General features: G+C 49.2%; 12 protein-coding genes, 2 tRNA genes and 2 rRNA genes (1 of these 16 running past the window's edge). 10 read left to right on the top strand and 6 right to left on the bottom strand.

The window, feature by feature from the left end; genetic code table 11:
* Window positions 1-243 precede the first annotated feature (243 nt).
* Window positions 244-1,902: an AMP-binding protein gene (locus tag ACOGW3_RS09095; RefSeq protein ID WP_419902673.1), complete on the bottom strand. Its 1,659-nt coding sequence runs from the start codon at window positions 1,900-1,902 to the stop codon at window positions 244-246.
* A gap of 84 nt (window positions 1,903-1,986) precedes the next feature.
* Here ACOGW3_RS09095 and ACOGW3_RS09090 point away from each other — a divergent pair, with 84 nt between their 5' ends.
* The 4 genes from ACOGW3_RS09090 to ACOGW3_RS09075 all read left to right on the top strand — a co-directional run bounded on the left by ACOGW3_RS09090 (window position 1,987) and on the right by ACOGW3_RS09075 (window position 5,856).
* Complete coding sequence (locus ACOGW3_RS09090) at window positions 1,987-2,928, top strand: LysR substrate-binding domain-containing protein (protein WP_419902672.1); 942 nt, start codon at window positions 1,987-1,989, stop codon at window positions 2,926-2,928.
* A 276-nt stretch (window positions 2,929-3,204) separates the two neighbouring features.
* Entirely contained in the window at window positions 3,205-4,164 is a 960-nt protein-coding gene (locus tag ACOGW3_RS09085; RefSeq protein WP_419902671.1) for an ArsR/SmtB family transcription factor, read from the top strand.
* Window positions 4,151-5,014 carry a methylenetetrahydrofolate reductase [NAD(P)H] gene (gene metF, locus ACOGW3_RS09080; protein WP_419902670.1) on the top strand — a complete coding sequence of 288 codons (864 nt, stop codon included), beginning with the start codon at window positions 4,151-4,153 and terminating at the stop codon, window positions 5,012-5,014. Before ACOGW3_RS09085 ends, metF begins: the two co-directional genes overlap by 14 nt.
* Window positions 5,014-5,856: a homocysteine S-methyltransferase family protein gene (locus ACOGW3_RS09075; RefSeq protein ID WP_419902669.1), complete on the top strand. Its 843-nt coding sequence runs from the start codon at window positions 5,014-5,016 to the stop codon at window positions 5,854-5,856. Before metF ends, ACOGW3_RS09075 begins: the two co-directional genes overlap by 1 nt.
* Before the next feature lie 76 nt (window positions 5,857-5,932).
* On the opposite strand, the gene nadC is transcribed toward ACOGW3_RS09075, so the two are convergent.
* From nadC to ACOGW3_RS09050, 5 genes are all read right to left on the bottom strand, one after another.
* The gene (gene nadC / locus ACOGW3_RS09070; RefSeq protein WP_419902668.1) at window positions 5,933-6,790 is read right to left on the bottom strand and encodes a carboxylating nicotinate-nucleotide diphosphorylase; all 858 of its coding nucleotides are present in this window, start codon (window positions 6,788-6,790) and stop codon (window positions 5,933-5,935) included.
* Window positions 6,791-6,810: 20 nt separating this feature from the next.
* Window positions 6,811-8,400: an L-aspartate oxidase gene (locus tag ACOGW3_RS09065; protein ID WP_419902667.1), complete on the bottom strand. Its 1,590-nt coding sequence runs from the start codon at window positions 8,398-8,400 to the stop codon at window positions 6,811-6,813.
* Window positions 8,401-8,415: 15 nt separating this feature from the next.
* Complete coding sequence (gene nadA, locus ACOGW3_RS09060) at window positions 8,416-9,438, bottom strand: quinolinate synthase NadA (protein WP_419902666.1); 1,023 nt, start codon at window positions 9,436-9,438, stop codon at window positions 8,416-8,418.
* A 181-nt stretch (window positions 9,439-9,619) separates the two neighbouring features.
* The gene (locus ACOGW3_RS09055; RefSeq protein WP_419902665.1) at window positions 9,620-10,627 is read right to left on the bottom strand and encodes an NUDIX hydrolase; all 1,008 of its coding nucleotides are present in this window, start codon (window positions 10,625-10,627) and stop codon (window positions 9,620-9,622) included.
* A gap of 107 nt (window positions 10,628-10,734) precedes the next feature.
* The gene (locus ACOGW3_RS09050; RefSeq protein ID WP_419902664.1) at window positions 10,735-11,514 is read right to left on the bottom strand and encodes a DeoR/GlpR family DNA-binding transcription regulator; all 780 of its coding nucleotides are present in this window, start codon (window positions 11,512-11,514) and stop codon (window positions 10,735-10,737) included.
* Between the two features lie 178 nt (window positions 11,515-11,692).
* Here ACOGW3_RS09050 and ACOGW3_RS09045 point away from each other — a divergent pair, with 178 nt between their 5' ends.
* The 6 genes from ACOGW3_RS09045 to ACOGW3_RS09020 all read left to right on the top strand — a co-directional run.
* The gene (locus ACOGW3_RS09045) at window positions 11,693-14,116 is read left to right on the top strand and encodes a GcvT family protein (RefSeq protein ID WP_419902663.1); all 2,424 of its coding nucleotides are present in this window, start codon (window positions 11,693-11,695) and stop codon (window positions 14,114-14,116) included.
* A gap of 23 nt (window positions 14,117-14,139) precedes the next feature.
* Window positions 14,140-15,078 (top strand): phosphotransferase, encoded by a 939-nt coding sequence (locus tag ACOGW3_RS09040; RefSeq protein WP_419902662.1) that lies wholly within the window; start codon window positions 14,140-14,142, stop codon window positions 15,076-15,078.
* A gap of 671 nt (window positions 15,079-15,749) precedes the next feature.
* A 16S ribosomal RNA gene (locus ACOGW3_RS09035) occupies window positions 15,750-17,245 on the top strand.
* A gap of 162 nt (window positions 17,246-17,407) precedes the next feature.
* Window positions 17,408-17,484, top strand: a tRNA-Ile gene (locus tag ACOGW3_RS09030).
* Between the two features lie 133 nt (window positions 17,485-17,617).
* A tRNA-Ala gene (locus ACOGW3_RS09025) sits at window positions 17,618-17,693 on the top strand.
* A gap of 196 nt (window positions 17,694-17,889) precedes the next feature.
* Window positions 17,890-18,180: ribosomal RNA gene (locus tag ACOGW3_RS09020) — 23S ribosomal RNA — on the top strand; it runs 2,455 nt beyond the window's last position.
* The 16S and 23S rRNA genes sit together here with 2 tRNA genes alongside, the layout of an rRNA operon.

The raw sequence follows: 18,180 nt of genomic DNA, 5'->3' as shown, positions 1-18,180 counted from the left end.
AAATTTAGGAGTTCAAAAAAGGATGCGGCTGCCAGTCGGGTATCCAGCAGCCGCGAGAGTCCAGCTTTGGGGTAATGTGGAGATCTTCAGGATCTCACGTAGAGAGGGGAAGCTCTCTACGGTTTTGAAGATAGGACCCAATTGCGAAGGGACTTGGTCGTAAATGTGGCAAAATGGTGATTTCTGATCATTTCTTATTTTAATGCTCCTGATAACTTTTAAACACCTAATCACGCTAACCTCTTAAGTAAGGAGAGACGTTGACAATATTTTGCTAAGTTCAGCTTTGGCTGGTTTTCCACTTGGGGTGCGGGGCATTTCATTAAGCAGCGACATGCTGGTCGGAACCATAAAACGGCTCATACGCGTCTTACAAAAATGGCTTAGTTCTTCAAGTGTGAGATATGAATTTGTGCGCAAGGTAATAAAGGGGTGAACAGTTTCTTCCCCTGTTCCGTCTGGAGCGCCGAGTACAGCACAGTCCTCTACGGCGGGGTGGGAAAGAATCACTTCTTCGATCTCGTAGGCGGAAACCATTTCACCCTTAACACGGATTCTCTCAGAAATACGGGCAATCCAATAAACATCACCTTCGTCGTCAAGGCGGGCAAGATCTCCAGTGTGGAACCAAAGATTACGCCAGGACTTTAAAGTCTCTTCCGGCATGCCAAGGTAACTAGATGCCATGATGGCAGGCTCTCTTGGGCGAATGATCAATTCTCCAATAGCGCCTGTGGGGAGAGGATTGTCTTGTTCGTCGACAATGGCAACTTCATAGCGATCTAGGACTTTGCCTGCGCCTTTCTTATTGAATAGTGGTAGGGCGACAGCCCCAGCATCGGTTGAGCCATATCCTCCTCCTCGGGCGAGCTTGACCTTGAAGCGAGCCTCAAAAGCATCGTGATCGACGGGCAGAGGTGTTCCCCAGATAAAACGCAAACGGTGTTGTGTCTCTTCCGGGCATACTGGTGCTGCCCAGAGCAATTGCTGTACAGATCCTAGTGCCATGAACCAGGTTGCACCATAATTACAGACCTCGGGCCAGAAATTGCGAACGCTAAAACGCTCTCTGATGACGGCACGTGCCCCGACCATCATTGCGGGGAGTACATCGTATTGTGCCGCTCCACAATGAAAGAGGGGGTAGGGGCTGTAAACGCAATCGGTTTCACAGATATCAAAGGCTTCCAGCATGGATTCTGCGGCACGTACCGAGGATCGGTGGGGTATGGCGCATCCCTTGGAGACACCGGTTGTGCCTGAGGTAAAGAGGATTCCAGCCGTTTCATCGTCAGGGGTGTCAATGGCGCAATTTGATATGTTATCGGTTAAGGCGTCACCAAAAGGGAGGATTTCTAGGGCTGGAAAACGTCCAGTTGCGTGGATCGTTTCAGCTTGATCGTTGGTCAGAATTAAGCGTTCCAGGTTTGGCAACTCAGTTATGATCTCTTCAATAACATCCAAGTAGTCAACGGAAGTGATCAGGGTGGAGAGCCCCGTGAGGTTGATCATGCGCGTGAGGGATACACCGCGAAATGTACTGTTGATAGAAACTTCAATCGCGCCAATTTTTTTAAGAGCATAAGAGCTGACCAGAAAGTCGATCGAGTTTGACAGCATGATGCCGACATAGTCTCCCGGACGTATACCAAGATCCCTTAACCCGTGAGACAGACGGTTTACGCGCTCATTGAACTGCTGATAATTCAAAGTGTCTCCAGTTTCAGCCTGGATAACAAATGGGTTATTTGGAAATCGTGCTGCCTGACGCTCAAGAAGCAGGCCAAGGCTCATTCTCAATCCTGGAGTGGAGAGCGCCTTGGTTTCATTTTGTGTTGTTGTTTTGAACGGAGCATAGTTCCCAAAGTCCTGCGTTACGTCAGTACGATTGATGTCATCCATAATTTTAACCTTATCCCTTGTAAATATCTGAATGGACGGTAAGGCTGGATAGTGTGGGGCGTCAATTTGCATAATGAGGACATAATGCATAACCTCACGGTTATGAAAAATTTGCGTAACAAAATCCCACCTCTTGGCTCTCTTGTGGCTTTTGAGGCCGCGGCGCGTCATATGAGTTTTACCCGTGGGGCCAACGAACTCGGAGTCACCCAGGTCGCGATAAGTCGTCAGATAAAAGCTCTGGAAGAATTTGTGAACGTACGATTATTTGAGCGCTTAAACCGCGCCGTTCGATTGACACCAGAGGGAAAAGAATTCCAGCGGGTTGTTACTGGGGGGCTGACGCAGATTGCGGACTCCGTTGTCGAGTTTCAAAGTGGTCGGGGTAGTAACTATTTGGTGGTCGGCACCACTACAGCTTTTTCAGCCTACTGGTTGATGCCGCGTCTGGCCAAATTTCGTGCGAAATTTCCAGAGATCGATCTTCGGTTTGCGGTTGATGATAAATGTGTCGATTTAAAATCATCAGGTATTCATGTCTCAATACGCTATGGCAACGGCGATTGGGCGGAAGTGAAATCTACTTACCTTTGTGACAGTGAGGTCTTACCCCTTTGTAGTCGTTCTTATTGGAAGGAGCGCCCGCAGATAGATGATCCCAGAGGGTTGTTGGATGAATTTTTGATCGACTTTGATTATGTCGTTGATTCTCGTTGGTCGAGCTGGTTTCAGCATTTTGGTGTCGATGTGGATAAGGATCCTTCCGATATCTCCATCGACGCGTACACTTCAATGGTTCAAGCCGCTCAGAATGGACAGGGTATTGCTTTGCTCAGTTCGCCCCTGGTGGATGACTTGATCGAGAACGGGTCGTTGATTGCGCCGACATCTCTGCCACGTCAGAAGCTTGCGGGGGGATATTATCTTGTAACGCCAAAGAATAGGGATGTCTGTCCGGCCTTGGGCATATTTCAAGAGTGGATAATGCAGGAAATGAAATTGGAAAAACGTAGTTCTTTCCAATAGGTTTTCTTCTTTTTGATGAGGTGGATTGATCCTCATCTTTGCCAGCAAGTTATTCCCCTATAACAACCCTAGATTCTCCATGAAGTTTTAGAGATGAAAAAGCAGTAGTGAGAGTGATATGTAAATCTAAATAATATCAACAAGTTAACGTTAGTATGGTCGTGATTAGATAAAAAATGTACGTAATTAGGTCATTTTTTATCTTGCTAAATTACGATATAAAGATATTGTTATGTCAATTCGGACGGCCAGATGGTTGTCAAAAGGAGAAGTCACGTGGAAGTATTGTTGAAGGGTTTACAATCAATTGCCGAACCAACACGCCTAAGGGTGTTGGGGCTATGTGCACACGCTGAATTAACAGTTAGCGAGCTCGTGCAGATTCTTGGACAAAGTCAGCCACGTGTATCTCGTCACTTAAAACTTCTCATGGAAGCAGGTCTCCTTGAGCGCCATCAGGAAGGCAACTGGGCGTATTTCAGATTGTCTGACAATCAGCCTTGTTCTGAACTGGGGCGATTGATTATCGACTTGATTCCAATTGATGATCCCAAGTTGGCCCTCGATTTTCAGCGTTTGGAAGACATTAAGGCGGAGCGTGCACGTAAAGCGCAGGAATACTTCCGCAAAAATGCATCCGATTGGCATGAAATTAGATCCTTGCACATAGATACGGCTCAGATCGAAACGGCCTTTCAACAAAAACTCCTTGAGGAGCCTGTTGAGGAACTGCTTGATGTTGGTACTGGAACAGGACGTGTTCTTGAACTGGTATCAAGCGAGGTTGGCTCGGTAGTAGGTCTTGATATCTCTCGTGAAATGTTGGCGATTGCCCGAAACAATATCGATCGTGCGGGTTTGAATAACTGTCAGGTTCGACAGGGAGATATGTACCAGATCCCCTTTGGCAATGCCCGCTTTGATGCGGTCTGTCTCAACATGGTTCTCCATTACGCTTTAGATCCACGAATGTGTCTGCGCGAGGCTGCCCGCGTTATTAAGCCCGGCGGTCGTTTGATTTTGGTGGATTTCGCGCCCCACCGTATGGATAGCCTTCGTGATGATCACGCGCATCATTGGTTAGGTTTTGACGATTTACAAATTGAAGAGTTTTGTGCCGATGCAGGTTTAAGTCTGTCGAAGCCAGAACATCTTCCCGGAGATCCGCTGACGGTCTGCATATGGACAGCGCGTCGCGATCCCGAAACGGAGCAAGGAAAAGATGAAAAGACCTGACATCAGTTTTGAGCTATTTCCGCCGGCATCGGCGAATGGCTTGGATAATTTAGGACAGGCGGTTGAACGCCTGAAGGGATTTGATCCCCAATATTACTCAATAACCTATGGCGCTGGAGGCTCTGGCCAGCAGAAGTCAAATGAGCTTATCGCCAAGTTGGCTGAAGACAGTGATTTGACACTGGCGGCTCACATTACCCTCGCCGGTGCATCTCGCCAGGAAATTACTGATACAGTAAAATCCTGGAAATCTCTTGGCATTAAGCGCCTGGTAGCCTTACGCGGTGATGGTGCTGTACCCGGGGAAGCTTTTGTTCCCCATACCGATGGTTTTCAGGATTCGGTGGAGCTCATCGCAGCTTTAAGGGAACTCGGCGATTTTGATATCGCAGTTGCGGCTTACCCGGATCCCCATCCGGATAGTCAGTCACTGGCCGCTGACCTTGAATTTCTAAAGCGTAAACAGGACGCGGGTGCCACAACAGCAATTACCCAGTTCTTTTTCGAAGCGGAAAGTTATTTTAACTTTGTTGAGGCGGCACGTAAGGCAGGGATCACCATTCCGATCGTTCCCGGGATATTGCCGATCAATAATATCTCTCAACTCAAACGCTTTGCGGATCGTTGCGGAGCGACAATCCCAGAGTGGGTGATCAAGGCTTTTGAAGGTTTGGAAGATAATCCTGAAACGTCAGCCGCTGTAGCGGTATCGCTTTGCCTAGATCTTTGTCGAGTCCTAATTGAGGGCGGTGTGGATGCTTTCCATTTTTATACACTCAATCGCTCACCACTAACTGAAGCTGTATGCCGTTTGTTGGCGTTGCAGACGGAACAGAAGGAAGCTGCATAATGCGTAATTTTATCGATGCTTTGAATTCTCGGGTTTTACTGACTGATGGTGACGTTGCGCCACTGCTATCCAAGTTGAATGTGGATATAGAGCGAGCAACTTTTGGTCATGCGGATTGCCTTGCAGCCCTAAATATATCTCGTCCTGATGCTATTACTGAAATTCATAAAGCCTACCTCGAGGCGGGTGCTGATGTCATTCGAACCAATACAACAGGGGCTTCTCCTGATGTTCTGGATAAGCATGGCATGAAGGATGAGGCTTTTGTTATCAATCACCTTGCTGCAGAAGCAGCCTGCCAGGCCGTTGACTCTCTCGCAGGCGGAGATCGCAGACGCTTTGTGATCGGTGTGGTTGATCAGTCTTCACCGCAAGGTGGCGATAATGAGCTGCGCAATGATGCCTATATTCAAGTTCAAGGGCTTGTTTCTGGTGGTGTTGATGCCCTGTGTTTCAATCCTGTTTCCGGCCTAGAGCATGCGCGTGCTCAACTGGCGTCAGCCCGACATGCTTTGATCGAATTGGGATCTTCGGTTCCGCTACTCTTAGAGTACTCTGAAGAGCATGATTTTACTGATGATACGGTCTCCGACCTCGTTGACGGTGTTTGTTATGTTGAAAGCAGCCAAACCATTGAGGAAGGTTTCCCGGTGCATCAAGACGGTCAGAAAATCCTGATCCACGGTGGGAAGTCATCAGAGGAAACTGCTAAAATAGACCGGGCTCTTCGCAAAAAAGCGGCGGATGGTTATCGCCCCGTTACCCGACCGAATGTTTCGCCACGGGAAGAGATCGTACCGGTGTCGAGCTGGAATGACTACTCGGCTGTTGAAGCTGGGTAAGAAGGTTATTCCTTTGTTAGGCTATAGTTTATAAGAAGGCCCGGAGATATGCTCCGGGCCTTCTTTTGTTGATACCTCAGAGAATATCCAGCCCTAGATCCAAACAAGGCGCACTGTGTGTCAGCCAACCAAGCGAGATCACATCCACCCCGGTTTCGGCAATGGTGCGGGCGGTTTCGTAGGTAATGCCGCCGGAGGCCTCTGCGATGGCTTTACCGTCAATCATGGAGACGGCTTCTTTGAGTTCTTCGAGGCTCATGTTGTCGAGAAGGATGATATCCGGTTTGTGAGGTAACGCTTCTCTTAATTGCTCAAGAGTATCGACTTCAACTTCGATTTTGACCATGTGGCCGATGTTGGCGCGGGCCTGATCAATTGCCTTGCCTATTTTGCCACCCACGGCAGCGATATGATTATCTTTGAGCATTACGCCATCATAAAGACCGAAGCGATGGTTATGACCGCCACCGGAACGAACCGCATACTTTTCAAAGGCGCGCAAACCCGGGGTGGTTTTACGCGTACAGGTGACACGTACAGGCAAGCCTTCGACGAGATCAACGATGTTGCGTGTTGCTGTGGCGATTCCCGAAAGGTGGCCCATATAATTCAACCCAACCCGTTCTCCACTGAGGATCGCCCGCGCAGGCCCTGATATATTGGCAATAACCGTTCCGGGCGTAACTTTGGAGCCGTCTTTTACCAGAATTTCAACACTGACATCCTCTGATAACTCTGCCATTGCGACGACCAGAAAGTCTGTTCCTGCAATGGTGCCGTTTTGTCGACTGACGACAGAGGCCAAAAGCATAGCATCTTCTGGGATGGTACTGTCGCTGGTCAGATCACCAGTAGATCCCAAATCTTCGAGAAGGGCATCTTTAACAGCTTTTACGATAAGAGGGCGGGGAAGCGGGGTAATGTTGGATGTCATGATATCGGTCTTTTTAAAACTTAGGAGGCCATCTTCAGGGATGAATTTTCTTTAAACCCAAATCCTGGTTTGAGAGTATCTTCAAGGGTTAAGCGCGTGTGGCTCTTATATTCATCTTGTGCCTCAGGATAATCACTTCGGTAATGACCACCGCGGCTTTCTTGACGTGCTAATGCTGATACCGCGACTAATCTGCTAACTGTCATTAAGTTCCGCAGTCTTGCTGAAGGCTCGGGATATTTTTTCTCTAAATCATCGAGATGACAGAGAAGAGTTTCCAGTCCTTGTTTGTTACGGCAAAGACCAATGTAGCGGTAGTTCAAGGTTTGCAGCTCAGAGATTGCACCGCTGTGGTCATCGATGAGTGGTACTTGTTTTTCATTGTACTCAAAGAGACTCTTAGATGAAGTCTGATCCAACGTGCTTTCTTTGATGTCCTTGCTCACAAGTGGAGCAAAAACCAGGGCTTCAAGCAACGAGTTACTCGCAAGTCGATTGGCGCCATGTAATCCGGTGCAGGCCACTTCTCCGCAAGCCCAAAGTCCCGAGATATCGGTGCGGCCACGGCTATCTGTTTCTATGCCACCCATGTGGTAGTGCGCAGCGGGGATAACAGGGATCAAATCTTTTCTAGGGTTAATGCCGTGATCTTGGCAATGCTTAAATACCGTGGGGAAGTGCTCTGGAAAAGCCTGGCCCACGCTGGCTCTGGTATCAAGATAGCATTGTTGTCCAGCTTCTCTCTGCCGCCAAATTCCTCTGGCAACAATGTCGCGCGGGGCAAGCTCGCCAAGAGGATGTTCCGCCTGCATAAAGCGTTCGCCGTGATCATTGACCAACCAGGCACCATCCCCACGAAGAGCTTCTGTGGCTAGAGGTCGCGGTGTGGCATCGACATCAATGGCCGTGGGGTGGAATTGAACGAACTCCAGATCTTTCAAAGTGGCGCCCGCCCGTGCTGCCATGGCAAGGCCATCACCACAAGCGGCAAAGGGGTTTGTGGTTGCGCTGTAAAGTTGACCAATGCCGCCAGTTGCCAACACAACGGCATTGGCTTGAACGGCAATGTGTTGTTGGTCTTGAACAACAGTTGCGCCGTACACTGTTTTTTCTTCAGTGATTAGGTTAAGAGCTTCGGCATTTTCCAAGACGGAAATGTGATTGGCTTCAAGGGTGCGAAGGCGCAACGCGCGCATGACTTCTCGCCCGGTTGAGTCGCCATTGGCATGAACAACGCGTCGGTGGCTGTGGGCCGCCTCTCTACTCAAACTGAGACCGTTTTCGTCCCTGTCAAAAATAACACCGAGATCGATCAGATCTTGGATTCTTTCCGGCCCCAGCTGTGTTACCAGGGCGGCAATATCTTCATCTGCGATGCCGCCGGCCACAGCAATGGTATCGCGGAGGTGGTTGGTTGGGCTGTCTTCGGGTGACAGAGCTGCGGATATTCCCCCTTGCGCCCAAGTGCTCGAGGCTTCTTCGCCAAGAGGACCTTTGGAAAGAAGGGTAACAGACTTTGGTGCAAGGGTGAGCGCAGTCATAAGGCCTGCAAGACCGGCCCCAATCACCAATACGTCTGTTTTTTGAACACGATGTGCAAAGATATCCATCAGGCTCTGAACTCCTTAGCTTGCGTCAAGCATCCGCTGTACTGCCAAACGTGCTCTGTCGGCATGTTCAGGATCAATTGTGACTTCGTGGGTCATGGTCTTTAACGAATCACAGATGTTCATCAGGTTAATACGTTGCATATGGGGGCAAAGGTTGCAGGATCGGATGAAGGTCGTATCCGGATTTTCTGAAGCAATGTTATCCCCCATAGAGCATTCGGTAATCAAAGCAACTTCTTTGGGTTTTTGCTCTGAGACAAAGCTGATCATACCCGCTGTTGACCCGGAATAATCTGCTGCTTCTACGACTTCTGGTGGGCACTCAGGGTGAGCAAGCACGGTAACGTCAGGGTGGGCTTCACGAAGCTTGGTTACCTGTTGTGCGGTAAAGCGTTCATGGACTTCACATTCGCCAGCCCAGGTCAGGATTTCGACATTGGTCTCTGCGGCAACGTTGGCGGCAAGGAAGCGATCGGGGATAAGCAGAACACGATCAACGCCAAGTGATTCTACAATCTTCACGGCATTGCCGGATGTGCAACAGATATCTGATTCTGCTTTGACCTCTACAGATGTGTTCACATAGGTGACAATTGGCACACCAGGGTATTTTTTGCGTAGATTCCTGACGTCTTCACCTGTGATTGAATCCGCAAGAGAACAACCTGCTTTGGGGTCGGGGATGAGAACCGTTTTGGAAGGGTTCATAAGCTTGGTGGTTTCTGCCATGAAATGTACGCCAGCCATGACGATTACATCAGCTTCGACCTCAACGGCTTTTTGTGCGAGCGCAAGAGAGTCCCCTACAATATCTGATACGCAGTGGTAGATATCCCGGGTTTGGTAGTTGTGCGCGAGGATGACAGCATTGCGTTCTTTTTTAAGGCGTACGATCTCATCCACATATGGAGCAAAGTCTGGCCACTCTTCTGCGCTAATTGCCGGAGCAACGCGCTGAAAGATTTCCGCTGTGCGTTCCGCTACTTCAGGGGTGTAGGTGAGTTCTTCTGTCGCAATGACTGCAGTGTTGGCAGGCATGGTTACCTCTTGTGCTCTATTTGAGTATAAGGGGGCTATAAAAAAAGACGGGAAGCCCCTATTTCACTTATGCTACAAATGAGTATTACTCTGGTCAAGCTTATTTATGCTTCAAGTGAGCATAAATGTATTTTGTACAGCTATTATTAGCTTGTTGTTGCTAAAGTTTGTTATGGGATGGTTAGTTTTGACGAACGCCAAGCGCCTGTTTTTCCATAAGAACTTCTCGACGAAAACGGAATTGACTCGCTGGTCGGCCACCGGTTTGGCTTTCGATTTTTCCTGTTGCTTCTACCAGCCCTTTTTTCTCGATGAGGCGGCGGAAATTCTGCTTATGGAGTCGTGAGCCCGAAAGAGCTTCGACGACTTTTTGGAGCTGCAACAGTGTAAAAGTCGGAGGCATGAGCTCAAATACTACTGGGCGGTATTTGATTTTTCCCCGAAGTCGTCCAATGGCCGTTGCAAGAATACGCCTGTGATCAAGCGCCATTGCTGTGCCTCTAAAGCCAATTTGTATAGGGTCAGAAAGATGATCTTGGGCTTCGGCAACGAGGTTGGCTTCATAAAGTAGTTCGTACCGCTCGAGAACCAATTCATCGTTCCAGGGTGTATCATCTAATCCAAAGGTAATGCAGGCGCGTTCATAACGATCTTGTCGCTCTGCTGCATCACTGGATGTTTCGATCCATTGGCGTAACGCTGGTATGATGTCACTTTCGAGGAGGGCGGGTGTATCCTCTCTCCAGTCTTCCCAGGGGAAGTAGCGGTACCAGTCGTGCCAAATTGCGGTTTCAATAGCTGTTGGGGCTGTGTCTTGTACCAACGCCAGATAGCTGACGGATACCAGTCTCGGTCCACCAGCTTCTTCTCTGGGGTCGCGTCCCTGGTTGCCAAAGGTATAGAGTTGCTCAACATAACCAATTTCATGATTGGTTTGCTCCTCCACCCAGGACCGAAGGCCGCTTTCCAGGGTGCGGTGCTTTAGGGGGTAAAACGGGCCAAAAGGCAGTGCTTCGTGACGATCGTCATGAGGAAGTGCACGGTCGGTCAGGGTTTCGTGCTGGGCGGTTAGCGTTTCCGGCGTATGTTGAACGATCAATACCTTTGGCTGTTCTTCTATGATTGCCACAATAACAGCATTCAGTCCGATAACGACTTGGCCGTTTTCTGGAACTCCACCCGCATTCATTCTTGATTGTTCCCCTAATATAGTAAGCAGCTAAGATCACAGAGGAATTAACATTAGGCAAGATCTGATGATCAGCGATTGCTATATCTACGGGTCTTTACTGATCTTTACTGTGAAAACGTCTGTTCTTCCGCCGTCAGTATGTCGCAACCCGCAAGCTTGATAGCCTCGAGTAGGGATTTTGAGGGTGTCTTGTCAGAGACAAATTGAATTATTTGAGAGAATTCGCACTGCTTTACAGGGGCCATTTTGTCGAACTTACTATGGTCGAGAACCATAATCGATTGCTGTGAATGGCTGATAAGGGTTTGAGAAAATACCGCTTCGCAAAGGTGATTGACCATAAAGCCTTTTTCGCTGTGAACGGCTGAAGCGGATAATATGGCGTGATCCAACTCAAACCGGCCGACGAATTCCAGGGCCTCAGGACCAAATGCGCCGGCATCGTGTTCTCTAAGCTCTCCCCCGGCCAAAAATACTCTGTTGCCGTTTCGGCTCACCAGAATGTTGGCGATTGAGGCCGAGTTGGTGACGATGAACAGGTTGCTGTGATCGCTCAGGGCCATGGCGACGTAAGCTGTGGTCGAGCTGTTGTCGAGAAAGAGAGATTCTCCGTTGCGAATTTGTGCGGCCACCAGAGCGGCAATTTGTTGTTTGCTTTCTTTCCCTTCCATCAGGCGTCGGGAGAATGAGGGTTCAGGAAGGCTTTCCGGGAGTGAAACGCCGCCATGTACTTTTTCCAACAGGCCTTCGGTGACAAGGCTATTCACATTGCGACGGATAGTTTCCATCGAAACCTGCAGCGTTTCTGCGAGCGCTGCGGTCGTGCAGAAGCCATTAAATCGAACGTTTTTGAGGATATCGAGTTGGCGTTTTGAAGGGTTCATTGGCTTTCATTTCGTGGGTTTGGTGTTGTTGTTTCTACTAGTACATCATTAAATCCACGAAATAAACTCGTAATACCCTCAAGAATGCAAAATATGTCATTGACTCGACTCCAAATTAAGTGATTTTCTGTGGTTATTGTGGAATTATATGGTTATGGGTTGTTTCTGGGAGGGTTAAATGTCTGAACGACATCACGTGGAAGTCCTTGTCATTGGGGGAGGGATTATTGGGTGTTCGATAGCCTATCATCTAACCCGTATGGGAAAGCAGGATGTGGCTGTTCTGGAAAAGAACCAGTTGACCCACGGAGCAACATGGCATGCTGCAGGCTTGGTCGGTCAGTTAAGGTCATCGCGAAATACGACCCGTATGTTGCAGAAATCCGTTGAATTATACGACAGATTAGGGGCAGAAACCGGGCAGGCGCTGGATTGGAAGAAAGTCGGAAGTCTCCGGTTGGCAAGTTCCAAAGATCGCATGCTTGAGGTAAAGCGCTTGGCAACGACCTCCAAGAGCTTTGGTCTCGAGATGCAAATTCTAAGTGCTCGGGAAGCACAAGAACTCTTCCCGATCATGACCACTGAGGGTGTCGAGGGGGCAGCCTATATTCCCAGCGATGGTTATATTGATCCAAGCTCTGTTTGTCAGGCACTGGCCAAAGGGGCACGAGACAAGGGCGCAAAAATTCATCAAGGCGTCGAAGTTCTTGAAGTGCGCCGGGATGGTCGTCGCGCCACAGAAATTGTTACGTCTGAGGGAACCTGGACCTTTGATATATTGGTGAATGCGGGCGGTATGTGGTCTCGAGAACTCGGGGCGCTCAGTAATGTCAGAGTTCCCGCCTGTGCTTTGGAGCATCAATATATGATCACGGACCCTATACCTGATGTGCCCAAGGATATGCCAACCATGCGTGATCCTGACCGGCTGATATATTACAAACCAGAAGTCCGGGGCATGGTTGTCGGCGGATATGAAAAGGGAACGCTTCCCTTTGGCGACAAGGGTATTCCACAAGGTTTCGGGCGTGAACTGTTAGGCGGTAATTTTGATCGCTTTGAACAACTTGCCTGCCTGGCCGCCGAAATCACTCCGGTTATTAACACCGTCGGCATCCGCGAACTTATCAATGGTCCCATTCCTTATTCAGCCGATGGTGACTTTGTTATGGGGAAGGCGGCTGAGCTTGATAACTACTTTGTCGCCAGTGGTTTCCTCTACGGGATTGCGGCAGGCGGTGGTGCGGGCCAGATGATGGCGGAATGGATTGTTGATGAGGCGCCAAGTCTAGATCTCTGGCCCTTGGATATTCGCCGCTTTAGCGAACATCATAATACCAACTACTTCATGTATAATCGGGCGGTGGAACACTACGGTGGGCACTACCTATTACATAAGCCTGGCGAAGAGGCAGAAGCTGCCCGAGGCATAAGGCGTAGTCCGCTTTATACGATATTAAAGGAAAAGGGTGCCTGTTATGGCAGTAAAGCGGGGTGGGAGCGCCCGAACTGGTTTGTCCCAGCTGGTATGGAGCCCCGGGATCAGCTGGATTTTGACCGCACCAAGACAAACTGGTTCTCGCCTGTTACACAGGAATGTAAGGCTGTGCGGGAAAATGTGGCCCTGATAGATCAGTCGTCGTTTGCCAAAATGGAGATTGTCGGCCCGGGGGCGTTGGGTGCTTTGCAGAGGCTCGCGATCTCTAACATTGATAAGCCTGAAGGGTCGGTGATCTATACCCAACTTTGTAATGAGAAGGGCGGGATTGAGGCCGATTTAACCATCTGCCGTCTCGGTCCGCAGCATTTTTATGTCGTTACCGGCAGTGGTTTTGCGACCCATGACTTTCACTGGATCAAGGCGCATTTGCCAAACGATGGCTCTGTTCATGCTTTTGAAGTGACCTCTGCCAAAGCAGTGATCAATATCTGTGGCCCGAATTCGAGATCGGTTTTACAGGCGGTTACGAATAATGATCTCACGAATAAAGCTTTCCCTTTTTCCTCCTGTCAGCAAATCGAAATTGGCGCAGCGACCCTCTGGGCTCTGCGTATTGGGTATGTGGGGGAGCTAGGCTGGGAGCTGCACATCCCAACAGAGTTTGCCGCACACGTTTATGAGCTGCTTTGGGCGGCCGGACAGGATTATGATATTGCCAATGTCGGTTATCGCGCTATTGATAGCCTGAGACTGGAAAAGGGCTATGTTTACTGGAGCTCAGAAGTGACGCCTGATTACACTCCTTATGATGCCGGCTTGGGATTTAAGGTGGCCTTGAAATCAAAAGCCGACTTTATCGGTCGTGACGCACTCCAGGGTACTAAGGAAAAGGGGCCGAGCCAAAAGCTGTCGACCTTTACTATAGAGGCCGACGTTTCTCTCTACGGCGCGGAGACGATATTCCTTGGTGAGGATGTTGTCGGCCTAACCACCTCTGCTAATCACGGCCATACCATAGATAAGCAGATTGCGTTGGGGTATCTCCCCAAGTCGATTGCAGATTTGCAGGGGTTCGAAATAGAAGCTTTCGGGAAGCGCTATCCGGCAACGCGGGTTGATGGGGCGCTGTATGATCCCATGAATGAACGATTAAAGGTATGATGGACAAAGAAGGGGCTATGAATATGGAGCATCAGCAAATCGCAACAGCTTTGGCGCAGGTGCCTGAGTTAAAGGGGTGGGAGCCCGAGAGTTATTCAATTGAGCGCCTCGGTGGCTTGACCAACCTTGTCTTTAAGGTGTCGCGGGGAGGGGACAGTTATATCGTTCGAATTCCAGGAGAGGGAACCGAATGGTATATTGATCGCTCGGTTGAATCTCATAATGCACGGGTTGCTGCAGACATAAAGGTCTCTGCAGAGGTGCTCTATAGTGATCCGGCTGAGGGCGTGATGGTGTCTCGCTTCCTTGGCGGCACAGAAACCATGAGCCCCGCTGCCTTTAAGTCCAGAACGGGATCACCGGGCCGAGCAGGACAAGCATTGGCTTTGTTGCATAACTCGGGAAAAGAATTCGGCTTCCGTTTCGAGCTCTTTGCCATGATTGATGAATACCTAAGGGTTCTGGGTGATCTGGGTGTGGTTTTACCTGATGGTTATCATGAGGTCGTTAAAGAGGCGCAAAACATTCGAGAGATTTTGGCCTCGAAGAAGAGCTTGCCCCTTGTCCCCTGTCATTGTGATCCCTTGTCGGAAAACTTCCTAGATGATGGGGAAAAGATGTGGATTGTGGACTGGGAATATTCCGGGATGAATGATCCGCTCTGGGATCTCGGCGATCTTTCTGTCGAAGCCGAGTTTACCGAAGAACAGGATCTAGAATTGCTCTCGGCTTATTGGGGTGGAGAGCCTCCAGCAGAAATCTTGGGTAGAATGGTTATCTATAAGGCGATGTGTGATCTGCTCTGGACCCTGTGGGGATTGATCCAGTATGGCAATCAGAATCCTGCCGAAGATTTCTGGGCTTATAGCATAGGGCGTTTTGATCGTTGTAAGAGGCTGATGTCGTCACCAGCATTTACTGAGCACCTTCGAGCCGTAGATGATGGTCGCCTATATGAATGAAGCGGTTTCGATTGAATAATCTGTAGTTCGAAATTTTTTGACGATTATTTCGCGAATCTTGGCCATTTTGTTGATCGATTCTTGATTGATTTTGCGTGATTCGCTGTGAAAGCGTTGGATTTGTTTGTTTGGGGAATCCTTTAGGATCTGATTCGACCTCAAACGGGGTGAATTTGAGTAATAATCGGTAAGTTTGGTGGTGTGTTTTAGAAATATTGCAAAAATGTGTATTTTTTTCATAAAGGCCTTTGACAGGTGTGGGTGTGAGGCCTATAACACCGCTCACCGACGGGGCGCACGCTTCTTCGGGGCATCGGAAAGACAGAGTAAAAACAGGCAGTTAGCGATTATTTGTTGATTGTTGATTTAAGGCTTCGGTCTTATGAAAAGTTTTTACAAAAAGTTTTGAGATGTTCCTTGACGATAGGGAAAAAGACTATATATATCGTCTAGCTTTTCGGGGCCGGGTTCGCTTGGTTCTAATTTGTTAATTATTATTTGGCCCTTACGGGTTTGTTGTTTGACATTGTAGATCAGATGGAAAGGATGCGTGAACGGCGGTTTGTTGGTTTTAGCAACGAGCTAGCTAGTTTATGTATCTTATTCGAAATAAGTTACACTATACCTAGTCAGTAATAAATTTGAGTTCTGTTTTAAGACAGAAGTCAGGTCAACTTGAGAGTTTGATCCTGGCTCAGAACGAACGCTGGCGGCAGGCTTAACACATGCAAGTCGAACGAGAAGGTTCTTTCGGGAACTGGACAGTGGCGCACGGGTGAGTAACGCGTGGGAATCTACCATGGAGTGGGGGATAACATTTGGAAACGAATGCTAATACCGCATACGCCCTACGGGGGAAAGATTTATTGCTCTATGATGAGCCCGCGTTAGATTAGATAGTTGGTGAGGTAATGGCTCACCAAGTCTACGATCTATAGCTGGTCTGAGAGGATGATCAGCCACACTGGGACTGAGACACGGCCCAGACTCCTACGGGAGGCAGCAGTGGGGAATATTGGACAATGGGCGCAAGCCTGATCCAGCCATGCCGCGTGAGTGAAGAAGGCCTTAGGGTTGTAAAACTCTTTCAACTGTGAGGATGATGACAGTAGCAGTAGAAGAAGCACCGGCTAACTTCGTGCCAGCAGCCGCGGTAATACGAAGGGTGCGAGCGTTGTTCGGAATTACTGGGCGTAAAGGGCGTGTAGGCGGATTGCAAAGATAGAGGTGAAAGGCCTGGGCTCAACCTGGGAACTGCCTTTATAACTTGCAGTCTAGAGATCGAGAGAGGATAGCGGAATTCCTAGTGTAGAGGTGAAATTCGTAGATATTAGGAAGAACACCAGTGGCGAAGGCGGCTATCTGGCTCGATACTGACGCTGAGGCGCGAAAGCGTGGGGAGCAAACAGGATTAGATACCCTGGTAGTCCACGCCGTAAACGATGTGAACTAGTCGTCAGGATGCTTGCATCTTGGTGACGGAGCTAACGTATTAAGTTCACCGCCTGGGGAGTACGGTCGCAAGATTAAAACTCAAAGGAATTGACGGGGGCCCGCACAAGCGGTGGAGTATGTGGTTTAATTCGAAGCAACGCGCAGAACCTTACCAGCCCTTGACATACCAATCGCGGTTACCGGAGACGGTTTCCTTCAGCTCGGCTGGATTGGATACAGGTGCTGCATGGCTGTCGTCAGCTCGTGTCGTGAGATGTTGGGTTAAGTCCCGCAACGAGCGCAACCCCTGCCTTTAGTTGCCAGCATTTAGTTGGGCACTCTAGAGGGACTGCCGGTGATAAGCCGGAGGAAGGCGGGGATGACGTCAAGTCCTCATGGCCCTTATGGGCTGGGCTACACACGTACTACAATGGTAACTACAGTGGGCAGCGACGTCGCGAGGCGAAGCTAATCTCCAAAAGTTATCTCAGTTCGGATTGTTCTCTGCAACTCGAGAGCATGAAGGTGGAATCGCTAGTAATCGTAGATCAGCATGCTACGGTGAATACGTTCCCGGGCCTTGTACACACCGCCCGTCACACCATGGGAGTTGGTTCTACCCGAAGCCGGTGCGCTAACCGCAAGGAGGCAGCCGACCACGGTAGGGTCAGCGACTGGGGTGAAGTCGTAACAAGGTAGCCGTAGGGGAACCTGCGGCTGGATCACCTCCTTTCTAAGGATTTCGAAGAGGCAACTTTTTGAAATTACTTAAAAAATACCAAGCTATTACGGCGAACTGCCGTTCTCGCATCCTTTCCAGATAATGTCGCAAGCAGCCAGTTGGCTGCGTTCTTTTTTGAGCGCAGAAAATTGGTAAAGAGAGCGGTAGTTTTTCGGGCTTGTAGCTCAGTTGGTTAGAGCGCGCGCTTGATAAGCGTGAGGTCGGAAGTTCAAGTCTTCCCAGGCCCACCACTTACCAGCGGTAAGTAGCTTTAGTTAGTACAGCGCGCACCGAACGCAGTGAGGCAAGGCCAAGTGGCCGTCCGAGCTTATGCGAGGTAGCGAGTACGGAGTACGAAGCATAACAAACGCGCAGCGTGATAACGGGGGCATAGCTCAGTTGGGAGAGCGGTAGCTTTGCAAGCTTCAGGTCGTGGGTTCGATCCCCTCTGCCTCCACCACTCACCTTAAGTGACGGTTCGTTTAGCGACTTATATTATCTGGAAAGATCAAGAATTCTCTTTTAGAGAATACCTGCCTAGCAGGTTGTTGTTTGACATTGTTGATATGTATGAATTTGGTCTTGAATACGATCTGATCTTTAGCGCGTGTAGCGGTAAATCATTGATTTATCTCTGCGTGTGTTAGGGTGATTTCGATCAAGCGCTTTAAGAGCATCTGGTGGATGCCTTGGCGTATAGAGGCGATGAAAGACGTAGCACTCTGCGATAAGCTACGGGGAGGTGAGAGCAACCTTTGATCCGTGGATTTCTGAATGGGGAGACCCAACCCTTTAGGGTTATCGTTACCTGAATACATAGGGTAACGAGGCAAACCCGGCGAACTGAAACATCTAAGTAGCCGGAGGAAAAGACATCAACCGAGATTCCGTTAGTAGTGGCGAGCGAACGCGGACCAGGCCAGTGGCCTAGTTTTAAGAACCGGAAT

The sequence above is a fragment of the Kiloniella sp. genome, assembly GCF_965205715.1.
GTDB lineage: Bacteria > Pseudomonadota > Alphaproteobacteria > Kiloniellales > Kiloniellaceae > Kiloniella.
The sequence above is the reverse complement of the archived record's forward strand: the minus strand, read 5'-3'. Positions and strand labels throughout refer to the sequence as shown.

Coding starts and splice junctions, on each gene's coding strand:
- ACOGW3_RS09090 (WP_419902672.1), top strand. CDS start 1,987: ATGCATAACCTCACGGTTATGAAAAATTTGCGTAACAAAATCCCACCT.
- ACOGW3_RS09055 (WP_419902665.1), bottom strand. CDS start 10,627: ATGAATGCGGGTGGAGTTCCAGAAAACGGCCAAGTCGTTATCGGACTG.
- ACOGW3_RS09050 (WP_419902664.1), bottom strand. CDS start 11,514: ATGAACCCTTCAAAACGCCAACTCGATATCCTCAAAAACGTTCGATTT.
- ACOGW3_RS09095 (WP_419902673.1), bottom strand. CDS start 1,902: ATGGATGACATCAATCGTACTGACGTAACGCAGGACTTTGGGAACTAT.
- ACOGW3_RS09065 (WP_419902667.1), bottom strand. CDS start 8,400: ATGGATATCTTTGCACATCGTGTTCAAAAAACAGACGTATTGGTGATT.
- ACOGW3_RS09075 (WP_419902669.1), top strand. CDS start 5,014: ATGCGTAATTTTATCGATGCTTTGAATTCTCGGGTTTTACTGACTGAT.
- ACOGW3_RS09040 (WP_419902662.1), top strand. CDS start 14,140: ATGGAGCATCAGCAAATCGCAACAGCTTTGGCGCAGGTGCCTGAGTTA.
- metF (WP_419902670.1), top strand. CDS start 4,151: ATGAAAAGACCTGACATCAGTTTTGAGCTATTTCCGCCGGCATCGGCG.
- ACOGW3_RS09045 (WP_419902663.1), top strand. CDS start 11,693: ATGTCTGAACGACATCACGTGGAAGTCCTTGTCATTGGGGGAGGGATT.
- nadA (WP_419902666.1), bottom strand. CDS start 9,438: ATGCCTGCCAACACTGCAGTCATTGCGACAGAAGAACTCACCTACACC.
- nadC (WP_419902668.1), bottom strand. CDS start 6,790: ATGACATCCAACATTACCCCGCTTCCCCGCCCTCTTATCGTAAAAGCT.